The following is a 12,890-nucleotide window of genomic DNA, read 5'->3' on the forward strand; positions in this document are numbered from 1 at the left end:
CATTTTATTTTAAAAGTAACCCTTTAACCCTTAACCCAATTTTTATGACGCTCTTCCCCCAGCAGTTAAAAGCGGCCTGTATTTGTATGTTGCTTCTTTTACTGTTTACCACATGTACTAAGGAACAAAAGGATTCCACAGTCAATGAAACAGAACACAATCAAACCCTAAAACTGGAATTTGATCATCAAAAGGTGGAACAACACTTCATTACCCGCTTCAATGACTCCTTAAATTTATTATTTGTCCCGGATTGGGATAAGGTTTCAGTCCTGGAAAAGTCTGACACACAAACGGTCTATTTTTTGCCTCTGTACGCACGTTTAAAAAGGAATTCATCATCCGTTTATTACAACGTTTTGCAAAATGCGGGACGAAAGGCATTGATCGTATATCAAAGGGATGGGAAGTATATCTTCAATGCTATAACTTACCCTGATCAAGGATCGGCAGCTGAAAGATCCAATGCCAGAGCTCCAAACGTGATAACAGGCGATACCATAAAGAATGTCCTGGTTGAAAATTTAAATGGACTTTCTTATCAGGTTGCTTTTCAAAAGGTAAATGGCAAATTTCAAAAAATTGCTTCTTTACTTAACAAGACTCCAAGGGCATCCAGGGCCTCTAGTATAGCAGCCCCACAAGACAGAATCTGCTATAATGTTTGCACATGGGGGTTTTATTGTCCATCCGATGGATACCATGTTACTGTTACAGTAGCCGAGGGTTATTGTCTTGGGCCAACCCCTGAAACTTGTCCAGATTCCTGGCCAATTGGTTCTAATACCGGAGGATACACTCCTGCTTGGCAGATGACTTATTCGGAAATCAGGTGCTTAACGGCGCCTCCGACCAATGTAATTGATCCAGATCCAACCCATCTGCCTAGCGTGGGAGGGACCTATACAAGTGGGATCGTGAAATCAAGGGATTTTCCGGCCTTACCTAATACAACAGATCAGTATAACTACACTTGTCCATCAAACTTTACATTTGTATCGGTAACCACCAATGATCTTTGGCAGGAAGCGGCCATTTCAAATGCGTATGCCAACCTGATTTACATTGACCAGCAGGAAGATATTTACATTCCCAATAGGGTCGTTCTCCCTATCATTTATTTTGGAGTGCCTTATTTTGATCACAATGGCAAACAACTTTATACCCGAATGGATGCCGCTAATATGGCAACAGATGCGCTAAATTATGGGGAATTTAGGATGCGTAAAGCGTTTTCGGCAAATCCTAGACTAACGTCCTTGCAATTGCAAGATATTTGGGTAGAAAAAACAGATTATTATATCAGACTGATCAGTAAAGGCCTTGCCAGGTCGGGAACAAAAGGCTCTTTGAATACCTCAACGCCAGTTGTTCCAAGAGTATATACAGCCTGCAATTAAACTTGATAAAAAGGTATACTTTTGAGACTAAACAAACAACGTTCAATTAATTTTCAATCATGATAGACTCAGAAAACATGAGTACTTCCGATTATTATGACTATGCTTCCCGTTTTCAAAAGAAAATAGAAACTGTTAGCGGAATTATTATGTATCCAGATCATGAAGGAATTCCACAGGATGTCTTATTGGTTCCTTTTAAAATCACTGAGGAAAAGAGTTTGGAGCAAACGATTATTGAAGCAGTGCGAATTCATGGAGATAAGACCATCTTTACCTATTTTCAGAACATTAAGTGGATCATGCCAGATCTGGACGGACAGCTGAAAAATTGGCCATTTCTAAAAGGAACTTTTATCGGTCAGCACTATTTTATGTCACCTGTTGTTAGGCTAAGTTATGGAGCAATTACCTTTGATCAGACCGTTATTGAGCAGGAGCCTGGAGAAGTAGATGTACATCGACAGCTCTGTTTTGAGTTTTGTGGCCATCAATTTGATATTGATGTTGTAGAATTTCCTTTGCAATTAGGTGTACCAAAGCTGTTCACTAAACTTGAGATCAATACTTAAGGGGCGTTATCTCCTTTGTTGAACTACTCCAATAATTAATTCAATTCGTGTTAATTATTGGAGTAGTTATGATTTTGTAGTGCCTGTAAGACTAATTAATTCGAAAATTTAACCTAGAAAGGACTGATTTTATCTTTCAGTTTCCCATTTTCTTTCGCATCTCTAAACCCTGTTTAATTCGTCGAGATCGCTCTTTTTCCTTCAGTTTTTAGGAAAGGCTTTTGCAAGAGTCTTCATGTTTGGAGGTGTAATATGATAGCACATATGCACCAATTATGTTTTCCAGAATTTACGAAAATTTGAAGTCCTGTAGGATTTTATCTCCAGTATCACTATTGAACATCGAATCGGTTTTTATTATTGTTTAATGTTGTTTAATATTTTGTAAATCAATTAAATATATCTGCTAGTTTTTTTAAGTCTATGAGAAAGTGGTTCGGGTTTAGTTCAGTTTCGTCAACAGGAGAGGTAGAACTAATCGTTCTAAGAAATCTCTCAGAAATTCTCAAAACCGTTACAGCACTGGTCTGTAACGGTTTTTTTGTTACGCTTCCTCCTGGGGCCTCCCCGCTGAAAAACATTAAGAACCGCCTCCCTTTTTCTCATTTCTTAACATTTATGCACGGCCCAGTCTACAGCATCAAGTACAACTGGCGCAATAAGCCGGGAACAGGCGGCCATTCCCTGTTTACATCCGCATCACCATTTACAAAACCTTTAAATATTTCCACATCCTGACTCCCGGGGGAGCCAATGCGCAGTGGGCCGGCAAGTATAAAGCGTGGGTAAATACCCATCCCTATGCCGCCCGGATTAACTCAAAAATTGACAGAAAACTTGATCTGGTCACTGAGCAACAAATATGAAGTTCATTATTTTTTCTACCAACTCTTCTTCCTGACTACGATGATGCTTGTTAGGCGGATGCATGATAGGCCTCATAAATACCAGTTGGGCACAAATATCAGGTGGAGGAATGACGGCAGTCATTTTTTTTGGTGGATATTACTGATAACTTTCGGTTTATAATTGAATAATAATGCCGGAAGAAATAGTAATTACTTCCCATCCGGTTCACAATTTACCGGATTATGAATCCAGCTACCACTCGTTCTCCTGGCAAAAGGAAGAGCAATATCTAACCGGTTTGCCAGGTAACAAAGGGTTGAATATCGCTTATGAAGCGGTAGACAGGCATGCGGCGGGGAAGCTGGCCAACACACTGGCTCTGCGTTGCATTCGGAAAGACCGTTCTACCCGTGATTTCACCTATACTGATTTACAGCGTCTTTCTGCCCGTTTTGCCAATGTACTGGTGAACCTGGGTATTAAAAAAGGCGAAAAGGTTTTTGCGCTCACGGGCCGTATTCCTGAATTATACATAGCAGCTTTAGGTACTTTCAAGGTCACCGCGGTTTTTTGTCCTTTATTCTCAGCCTTCGGCCCTGAGCCTGTTTTCCAACGTCTAAGCAGGGGGGATGCCAAAGTATTGGTGACTACCAGGGCTTTGTTTGAGAAAAAGGTCGCGCCCCTGCTCGACAGGCTGCCATTGCTTCAATTCATTTTATTAACCGATGAAGAGGTAGTTGGGAACAATAAAGTGTTGTCGCTACAAGGATTAATGCAGGCAGCTTCCGATGAATTTTTAATTCCGGCTACTAATCCCGGCGATCCTGCCCTGCTGCACTTTACCAGCGGCACTACCGGGATGCCGAAGGGGGCGCTGCACGTACACCATGCTGTACTTACTCATTATGTAACGGGAAAATATGTGCTTGATTTTCAACCGGGCGATATTTTCTGGTGCACGGCCGATCCCGGTTGGGTAACAGGCACGTCCTACGGAATTATTGCGCCCCTGGTAAATGGCATTACCAATGTTGTTGATGAAGAAGATTTTGATGCTGCCCGGTGGTTTTCTATTCTGGAAGAGCAAAAGGTAAATATATGGTATACAGCGCCTACTGCAATCAGGCGTTTAATGCGAATGAATATCCGTCCCCGTGAAGAATACAAGTTGCAATTCCTGAGGTTGGTAGGTAGTGTAGGCGAGCCATTGCATGCAGAAGCCGTATTGTGGGGTGAAGAAAAACTGGGCCTTCCTGTGCTCGACAATTGGTGGCAAACAGAGACGGGGGGTATTATGATAGCCAACTATCCTTCCCTGCTCGTAAAACCGGGTTCTATGGGCAAACCTTTGCCGGGTATTGAAGCTGCCATAGCTGAGATCACCGACAAGGACATTAATATCCTTACAGCGCCTGGTACACAGGGACACCTGGTATTGAAGAAAGGCTGGCCTTCCATGTTTTGCGCTTACCTGCATGAAGACGAGCGGTATCAAAAATGTTTCCGGGGTGAATGGTATATCACGGGCGACCTGGCCAAAAGAGATGCCGACGGATATTACTGGTTTGTGGGACGCGCGGATGATATCATCAAAACATCGGGGCATATGGTAGGGCCTTTTGAAGTAGAAAGCATATTGATGGAACATACAACAGTGGCTGAAGCGGCGGTTATCGGTAAGCCCGACCCGGTGATCGGGGAAATGGTAAAAGCATTTATAGTATTGAAACAGGGATTTACGGGTAATGAAAACGTACAACAGGATATCATTGCTTATGCCCGCAAAAAGCTGGGGGCAGCAGTGGCGCCGAAAGAAATTGCCTTTGTCTCTGAATTGCCGAAAACAAGGAGTGGGAAGATATTGAGGCGGCTGCTGAAGGCAAGGGAGTTGGGATTGCCTGAAGGTGATACATCCACGCTTGAACAATTTTAAAGATATGGAAGAGACCAGTGGCATGCAAACAACAACTATAACCGATCGTGAGCACGGAATGGATCTTCTTTACCAAATGATGCGCATCCGGCGGTTTGAAGAGAAATCAGCAGAATTATATACCAAAGCAAAGATCCGCGGCTTCCTGCATTTATATGTGGGCGAGGAAGCTGTGGCAGTAGGGGTCACGCAGGCCTTAAGAACTATGGACAATGTTTTATCTACCTATCGGGAACACGGGCATGCCCTGTCCCGCGGGATAACTGCCGGAGTAATTTTGGCCGAGATGTTTGGTAAACTGCAGGGCTGCAGCCGTGGCCGTGGTGGCTCTATGCACTTATTTGACGCCGGTAAAAGATTTTATGGGGGCAACGCAATTGTTGCGGGTCACCTTCCAATGGCTGTGGGGATGGCGTTGGCTTCCAAGAAGCAAAAGATGGATAATATCACCTGTTGTTTTTTTGGTGACGGAGCTGCAGCAGAAGGTGAATTTCATGAATCCATGAACCTGGCAGCTTTATGGGAAGTGCCTTTGCTGATGGTGTGCGAAAACAATCTGTATGCCATGGGAACGGCGATCCGCTACACCCATGCCATGCAGGACCTGGAGAAAAAAGGAGCGGGCTATGGCATTGAATCAATGAAGGTGAATGGAATGGATGTTCTGGCGGTAGAGCAAGCCGCCCGTTTAGCGACAGCAAAAATCCGGACAACCGGCAAACCATTCTTCCTGGTATGCAATACTTACCGCTTCCGCGCCCATTCCATGTTTGATGCAGAACTCTACCGGGATAAAAGCGAAGTGGAAGCATGGAAAAAAAAGGACCCCATTCCGGCACTAATGCAGCAGTTATTGGAATGGCAACTGGTAACAGCGGCAGACATCAAACAATTGGAACTAAAAGTGGAAACGGAGATACAACAGGCCGTTGATTTTGCCGAATCCGGCACATTGGAGCCTGTGGAGGAGTTAACAAAATTTGTTTATAGTAAATAGCATATGAAAATCACTTACCGGGAAGCATTAAAGCAGGCTATCCGCGAGGCATTACAGAATGATGAACGGGTATTCCTGATGGGGGAGGATGTAGGCCGTTATGGCGGCGCATTTGCCGTGAGTAAAGGGTTGTTGCAGGAATTTGGCCCCGGGCGGATCATGGATGTTCCACTGTCTGAATCCGGGTTTGTTGGTGCTGGTATTGGCGCTGCATTGGGAGGTATGCGGCCCGTAGTGGAAGTAATGACAGTCAACTTCAGCTTGCTGGCCATGGACCAGCTGGTAAACAATGCTGCCACCCTGCTGCACATGTCTGGTGGTCAGTTGAATGTGCCAGTAGTAATACGAATGAGTTGTGGTACGGGACGCCAGTTGGCGGCGCAGCATTCCCATAGCTGGGAACCGTTATATGCACATATTCCCGGTTTGATAGTTTTGTCTGCAGGCACTCATGAGGATGCGCGCGGCATGCTGCATACGGCATTGCAATGCCCCGACCCGGTGATCATCTTCGAATACACGGCGATGCTGAACCTGGAAGCTGACCTGCCGGCCGATGCGGGTGCAGTTAATATAGACCGGGCCTGTGTACGGAAAGAAGGAAAAGATATTTCCATCATTACGTATGGTGCGGGCGTATATAAAGCATTGGATGCTGCGAAAGAACTGACTGCAGCAGGTATAGATGCTGAAGTGATTGACCTGCGGGTATTACGTCCACTGGACAATATTTCCATTCTTGATTCGGTAAGGAAAACACACCGGGTATTGGTGGTGGAAGAGGCCTGGGGCTCTGTAAATATTGCGGCTGAAGTAAGTGCACGTATTATGGAAAATGTTTTTTATGAGCTGGATGCGGGGGTACAAAGGTTATGCGGAATAGAAGTGCCGATGCCTTATCCCAAACACCTGGAAGATGCTTCCTTGCCGCAAATAGAAGATATCATTAAAAAAGTAAAGAAAATGCTGCAGCATGATTGAATTTTGTATGCCTAGCCTGGGGGCTGATATGGAAGCCGGTACATTGCGCGAATGGCTTGTAAAGCCTGGGGATACTGTGAAGCGGGGAGACATTATTGCTGTGGTGGAAACACAAAAGGGACTTATTGATATTGAAGTATTTGATGAAGGGACAATAGATCAATTGGTGGTTAAGGAAGAGGAAAAGGTGCCGGTAGGCACATTAATGGCGCTGATCGCATCAACAAAGGAGGCAGTGGTAAAGCCGGAACAACCGGAAGTAAAAACAGCAGAAAAGATAATACCGGTTTCTTTAACCACCACCGTTAAAGCCTCGCCATTGGCCAGACGGGTAGCAGCTGAAAAAGGAGTTGATCTGGCGGACATTAAAGGTACCGGGGAAGGAGGTGCCATTACAAAAGAGGATGTGGAGAAAGCTGCCGCCGCACAGAAAGAACCGGTAAAGGAAGAACAACCGACGATGGCGGCAGAAGGTATCCGGATGGCAGTAGCAGCGGCCATGAGCAAATCTAACCGGGAAATTCCGCATTATTATCTCGAAACAAAAGTAGATATGACCCTGCCTCTGGCCTGGCTGTCGGAAGCGAATAAAAAGCGGACTGTAAAACAGCGGCTGTTACCGGTAGTATTGTTGGTGAAAGCAGTTGCCAAAGCACTGGCTGATGTGCCTGACCTTAATGCTTATTGGGACAACGGATTGCAGCGAAAGGACGTTATTAATATAGGATTTGCTATTTCATTGCGGACCGGAGGCGTTATGATCCCTGCTATTCACTTGGCTGATAAGAAAACATTGGATGAGCTCATGGCATCCTTAAATGACATGATTCCCCGGGCAAGGGCCATGAAACTGAGAAGTTCTGAATTAAGCGATTCAACCATTACCATAACAAGCCTGGGTGAAGGAAATGTTGAAACGGTATACGGTGTTATCTATCCGCCGCAGGTAGCATTGGTGGGTTTTGGCAGCATAATAGAACAACCATGGGCCGAACAGGGCATGCTGGGCGTGCGGCCCATACTTACCGTTACCCTCGCTGCCGACCATCGCGCTACTGATGGGGCAACCGGCAGCCGCTTCCTGGTGGCATTTAATGAACACCTTCAAAAACCAGATATGTTATGACCGAACAGGCAATCAAGCAGACCGTTTTTCAACTCTTAAAAAAAATTGCGCCTGATACAGCGCCCGAAACTTTACAGCCTGATGACGATATACGGCATACGCTGGAAATTGATTCCTTTGATGCATTACAGTTTGTAGTGGCATTGAATGAAAATTATGGGATAGAGATACCTGAAGAGGATTATGGAAAGATTATTACACTGAGGAGCCTGATCAATTACATAAAGGAGAAACTTGTATGAACCAGGTTGTGATCAATAATAAAAAATATGCTTTTCATGAAGGCCAGACCATATTGAACTTGTTGGAAAGTAATGGCATTGAAGTGCCTGCTCTTTGTTATGATGAACGGCTGCATCCTTCGTCAGTTTGTCGTTTATGCCTGGTGAAAATAAAAGGTATTGATCGCTTACAACCTTCCTGCCGCACGCTTTTAACCAGTAAGATGGAAGTAACGACTCATTCCGGAGAAATTGAAAATTACCGGGAAGGTGTTTTACGCATGCTGGCGAAAGACTATCCCCAGGCAATGGTATTAAAATATCCTCAAAAGGAATTTCACTGGTGGCTCCAGCATTATGGAATAACAGGAGAGATAGAGAACAGGCCTTACACCTTTCTTGATGCTTCTCATCCTTATATCCAGGTGGATATGACACGCTGCATTAATTGTTTCAGGTGCGTAAAAATATGTGATGAATTGCAGGGCCAGTTTGTGTGGCATATCATCAACCGGGGTGATGAGGTGAAAATAATTTCCGATTCAAAAGATCTCTTTGGTCAAAGTTCCTGTATAAGTTGTGGGGCCTGTGCTGATACCTGTCCTACAGGAGCTATTGAAGATAAACAGGCGATAATATTGGGGATGCCAGAACATACAACGAGATCAGTATGCGCTTATTGCGGCGTAGGCTGCGAAATAGCGGTGGGGGTTAAAGAGCAGAAAATTGTTGCCGTGCATCCTGCAAAAAATGCCCCGGTCAATAAGGGACATCTTTGTGTGAAAGGCCGTTACGCATGGGAATATGTGTATGCGCCCGACCGCGTAACACAACCCATGATACGCAGACAGGAACAATGGGAGACAGTATCCTGGGATGAGGCCATCAATTATTGTGCGCAAAGACTAACATCTATTATTAAGGAGTATGGGCCTAACAGCATAGGCATGGTGGGCTCGGCAAGGGCTACCAATGAAGACAATTACCTGGTGCAAAAATTTGCCAGGGCTGTTATCGGAACCAACAATGTTGATAACTGTGCCAGGGTATGCCACCAGCCAACTGCTAAAGCCATGAGTATAGCCTTGGGAACTGGCGCTTCCACCAATTCTTTTGATGATATTGAAAAAGCAAGCACCATCCTGGTAGCAGGGGCTAATGCTACTGGCAGTCACCCGGTCATAGGCGCCAGGATAAAACAGGCTGTGCTTAAAGGCGCTAACCTGATAGTAATTGATCCGCGAAGGACTGAACTGGCATCCTATGCTACCTGTTATCTGCCTGTAAAGCCAGGCACCAATATCCCCTTATTAAATGCAATTGCATGTGTTATTATAACCGAAAATTTACAGGATACAGCCTATATTGAAAGCCGGACAGAAGGATGGAACACTTTTAAAACATTTATCGGGGGGTGGACACCGGAGCGTGCTGCCAAAATTTGCGGCATACATCCCCGGCTTATCCGGGAAGCGGCCCGTTTATATGCAACTCAGACGCCTGCAATTTGTTTTCATGGGCTAGGATTAACAGAGCATACACAGGGAACCGACAATGTGATAGCACTTGTAAACCTTGCATTGCTTACTGGAAATATTGGGAAAGAAGGAACAGGCATTAATCCTTTACGGGGCCAAAACAATGTTCAGGGGGCCGCAGTAATGGGTTGTGACCCATCTGTATATACCGGCATGGCCTCCGTGAAAAAGGAAAGGCAAAGGTTTGAAGCGTTATGGAAAACTTCACTGCCCAGCAGCAAGGGCTTAAATCTTCCTGAGATGCTGGATACGGCATCGGCAGGCTATTTAAAGGCCATGTGGATTACCGGTTATGATGTATTATTTACCATGCCCGATGCAAAATATACTATACGGGCGTTTGAGCAGCTTGATTTTGTTGTGGTCCAGGACATGTTTATGAATGAAACCTCCCGGCGGTTTGCTGATGTATTCCTCCCCTGCTCGTCTTCATTTGAGAAAGAAGGAACCTTCATGAATGCTGAAAGAAGGATACAAAAGATTAGAAAGGCAATTCCTGCACTGCCCAACGTTAAAGCAGATTGGGAGATTGTTTGTAACATGGCCGTTGCTATGGGGAGGAAAGAACTATTCAATTACTCAACTGCGCAGGATATATGGAACGAAATAAGAGAGGTGTGGAGCGCAGTACATGGCATCACTTACGAGCGGTTGGAAAATAGCGGCTTACAATGGCCTTGCCCGGCTACTGATCATCCGGGAACATCTATACTCCATACAGAAAATTTTCCCCGCGAAGGAGGCAAAGCCCAATTGTCCGTCGTTGATTTCATGCCCACTCCTGAACAGGTCTCTGTCGAATATCCGTTTATCCTGGTTACGGGCAGGGAACTTTATCATTTTAATGCGGGTACTATGACGTATAGAACAGCCAATAAGGACATTTGCCATTCAGACCTACTTCACCTGAATCCTGCTGACGCCAGAAGGATCGGATTGAAAGATAGAGACGATGCCAGGATCATCAGTAAATATGGTGAGACATTCTTGCCTGTATTAATAGATGATACAGTAAGAAAAGGAGAGGCGTTTAGCACTTTTAATAACAACCGGACTTTTATCAACAAAATAACCAACCCCCTCAGAGATCACTACGTGCAAACGCCTGAATACAAGATTACAGCCGTTCGGATTGAAAAGGCCACAGAACGAACCGCAGGATAGCACTGGCTAACCGGATCTATTTCCTGGTTTATTGTAATAAACCCGGTGCTGCGGCTATCACCGTAGTTTCTTTCTTTCCCGGTTTTTTGACGATCATACACGCTATTGTAATAAAATGCAAATTTTTCCGTTTTGGCATTGAAGCCAAAATCATTTTCACCTGCTTTTACCTTTTGAAAAATTTCAGCTGGCTACTGGCCTGCATTGATCAGGTTTTTTCTTAATGGCTCTTCCAAAGTTTCCCGGAGGATTTCCAGCCTATTGTCTCATCGTCGGTAATTCCCTCCACGAGTATGCAGCGCAGGTATGTCATACCTGATTTTAAAATTAATATGGGATCCTTTATCCCCAAAGGACATGCCGGTACATGTCCTTTTTAGGGCCTCATTTGTTGTTTTTCTCCATAAGTTGTGGTTGGGTAACAGGTATATAAAATCTCTCATGAATCAATTATCTTCGTTGCGTACTATTACGCAGCTTTCAATCAGCTATACTACCATTAATTTACAAGTGGTGACGCTCACCTCAGAACAGTTGAACCAATGAAACAGTGTAACATGAAATTGCCATTCCGTTTTCTTGTCGTGGCCCTTCTGCTCATGGGAAACAGCACGTTGGCCCAGCAACCGACGAAGACAAATATTGTCATCATTGTCTCAGATGACCATGCGTTTCAAACCATCAGCGCCTATGGCAGCAAACTTGTACAAACGCCTGCTATCGACCGCATTGCCCGCGAAGGAGCCATCTTTAACCGGGCTTATGTGACCAATTCCATTTGTGGGCCCAGCCGGGCCGTTATCCTGACAGGAAAATACAGTCATAAGAATGGTTTTAAAGACAATCTCTCTCGTTTCGACAGTAACCAGGATGTATTTGTAAAACGTTTACAGGCCGCCGGTTACCAAACTGCCTGGATAGGTAAATGGCACCTGGAAAGTACCCCTCAGGGATTTGACTACTGGAAGCTGCTACCTGGTCAGGGGATGTACTATAATCCCGATTTTCTTACGATGGATGGTAAGAAGGAACGGAAGGAAGGATATGTTACCAACCTGGTGACCGATGAAGCGGAGCAATGGTTGTCAGGCCGCGATACCAGCAAGCCGTTTTGCCTGGTTATCGGGCATAAAGCTACTCACCGCACCTGGATGCCAGATACCTGCGATCTGGGCATGTACGACAATCGCACCTTCCCTTTACCTTCCAATTTCTATGATACTTATGATAACCGGTATGCTGCTGCACACCAGGACATGAACATCGCGCATACCATGCGATTAGGGTATGATCTTAAAATGCACCCCGACACCGGCTTTGGAAAAGATAACGTTGGCCGCATGAATATGGCGCAGCGCGCGAAGTTTGACGCTTACTATAAACCTATTGAACAGGAATTCGATGCGCAACACCTGAGTGGCAATGCGCTCACCGAATGGAAATATCAACGCTATATGCGCGACTACCTCAGCACTGCGGCCTCGCTGGACCGCAATATTGGCCGTGTATTGGATTACCTGGATGCACATCATCTCACAGAAAATACGCTGGTCATTTATTTGTCTGACCAGGGATTTTATATGGGAGAACATGGCTGGTTCGATAAACGATTTATGTATGAAGAGTCGTTTCGTACGCCAATGGTTATACGTTATCCGGGAAAAGTAAAACCCGGTACGCAAGTCAATGATTTTGTGATGAACCTGGACATCGCGCCTACCTGCCTGGATGCCGCAGGGGTAACTATACCAGCGGCTATACAGGGGCAATCATTGTTGCCGGTACTGCTGCATAAGCCGGCCAACTGGCGTAAAACCATGTATTATCACTATTATGAAAGTGGAGAACACTCGGTTATCCCTCATTTTGGTATCCGTACGTCCCGATACAAACTGATTCGTTTTTACCAGGTAGCAGATAAATGGGAGCTGTATGATTTGCAGAAGGACCCGCATGAAATGCACAACCTGTATGGACAGAAAGGGATGGAAAAAACTACTGTTGCGCTGATGAAGGAATTGCAGGCGCAGATAGCGAAGTATGAAGATACGGAGGCGATGGAGATAGTGGAAAAGAAGTAGGAAGGCAGATATATTGTTATGAAAAGGT

General features: G+C 45.0%; 9 protein-coding genes. All 9 read left to right on the top strand.

All coding sequences use genetic code 11. The features are described 5' to 3' along the window. Positions 1-44: 44 nt before the first annotated feature. Entirely contained in the window at positions 45-1,400 is a 1,356-nt protein-coding gene (locus HGH90_RS23470; protein ID WP_169192010.1) for a hypothetical protein, read from the top strand. 59 nt (positions 1,401-1,459) lie between these two features. Continuing rightward, entirely contained in the window at positions 1,460-1,972 is a 513-nt protein-coding gene (locus tag HGH90_RS23475; RefSeq protein WP_169192011.1) for a hypothetical protein, read from the top strand. A 1,039-nt stretch (positions 1,973-3,011) separates the two neighbouring features. Beyond that, on the top strand, positions 3,012-4,754 hold the full coding sequence (gene acsA, locus HGH90_RS23480; RefSeq protein WP_169192012.1) for an acetate--CoA ligase: 1,743 nt from the start codon (positions 3,012-3,014) through the stop codon (positions 4,752-4,754). A 4-nt stretch (positions 4,755-4,758) separates the two neighbouring features. Continuing rightward, positions 4,759-5,751 carry a pyruvate dehydrogenase (acetyl-transferring) E1 component subunit alpha gene (gene pdhA, locus HGH90_RS23485; RefSeq protein ID WP_168765882.1) on the top strand — a complete coding sequence of 331 codons (993 nt, stop codon included), beginning with the start codon at positions 4,759-4,761 and terminating at the stop codon, positions 5,749-5,751. Positions 5,752-5,754: 3 nt separating this feature from the next. Continuing rightward, complete coding sequence (locus tag HGH90_RS23490) at positions 5,755-6,732, top strand: alpha-ketoacid dehydrogenase subunit beta (RefSeq protein ID WP_169192013.1); 978 nt, start codon at positions 5,755-5,757, stop codon at positions 6,730-6,732. Further along, on the top strand, positions 6,725-7,858 hold the full coding sequence (locus HGH90_RS23495; protein ID WP_169192014.1) for a dihydrolipoamide acetyltransferase family protein: 1,134 nt from the start codon (positions 6,725-6,727) through the stop codon (positions 7,856-7,858). Before HGH90_RS23490 ends, HGH90_RS23495 begins: the two co-directional genes overlap by 8 nt. Next, positions 7,855-8,100, top strand: coding sequence for an acyl carrier protein (locus HGH90_RS23500; protein ID WP_169192015.1), 246 nt, complete (start codon positions 7,855-7,857; stop codon positions 8,098-8,100). The genes HGH90_RS23495 and HGH90_RS23500 overlap by 4 nt, the downstream gene beginning before the upstream one ends. Next, positions 8,097-10,781, top strand: coding sequence for a formate dehydrogenase subunit alpha (gene fdhF, locus HGH90_RS23505; RefSeq protein ID WP_169192016.1), 2,685 nt, complete (start codon positions 8,097-8,099; stop codon positions 10,779-10,781). Before HGH90_RS23500 ends, fdhF begins: the two co-directional genes overlap by 4 nt. Before the next feature lie 557 nt (positions 10,782-11,338). Next, positions 11,339-12,862 (top strand): sulfatase, encoded by a 1,524-nt coding sequence (locus tag HGH90_RS23510; RefSeq protein WP_211172672.1) that lies wholly within the window; start codon positions 11,339-11,341, stop codon positions 12,860-12,862. Positions 12,863-12,890 lie beyond the last annotated feature (28 nt).

Origin of the sequence: Chitinophaga sp. Ak27 (assembly GCF_012726295.1) — a bacterium.
Classification (GTDB): Bacteria; Bacteroidota; Bacteroidia; order Chitinophagales; family Chitinophagaceae; genus Chitinophaga.

Coding starts and splice junctions, on each gene's coding strand:
- HGH90_RS23500 (WP_169192015.1), top strand. CDS start 7,855: ATGACCGAACAGGCAATCAAGCAGACCGTTTTTCAACTCTTAAAAAAA.
- fdhF (WP_169192016.1), top strand. CDS start 8,097: ATGAACCAGGTTGTGATCAATAATAAAAAATATGCTTTTCATGAAGGC.
- acsA (WP_169192012.1), top strand. CDS start 3,012: ATGCCGGAAGAAATAGTAATTACTTCCCATCCGGTTCACAATTTACCG.
- HGH90_RS23470 (WP_169192010.1), top strand. CDS start 45: ATGACGCTCTTCCCCCAGCAGTTAAAAGCGGCCTGTATTTGTATGTTG.
- pdhA (WP_168765882.1), top strand. CDS start 4,759: ATGGAAGAGACCAGTGGCATGCAAACAACAACTATAACCGATCGTGAG.
- HGH90_RS23495 (WP_169192014.1), top strand. CDS start 6,725: ATGATTGAATTTTGTATGCCTAGCCTGGGGGCTGATATGGAAGCCGGT.
- HGH90_RS23510 (WP_211172672.1), top strand. CDS start 11,339: ATGAAATTGCCATTCCGTTTTCTTGTCGTGGCCCTTCTGCTCATGGGA.
- HGH90_RS23475 (WP_169192011.1), top strand. CDS start 1,460: ATGATAGACTCAGAAAACATGAGTACTTCCGATTATTATGACTATGCT.
- HGH90_RS23490 (WP_169192013.1), top strand. CDS start 5,755: ATGAAAATCACTTACCGGGAAGCATTAAAGCAGGCTATCCGCGAGGCA.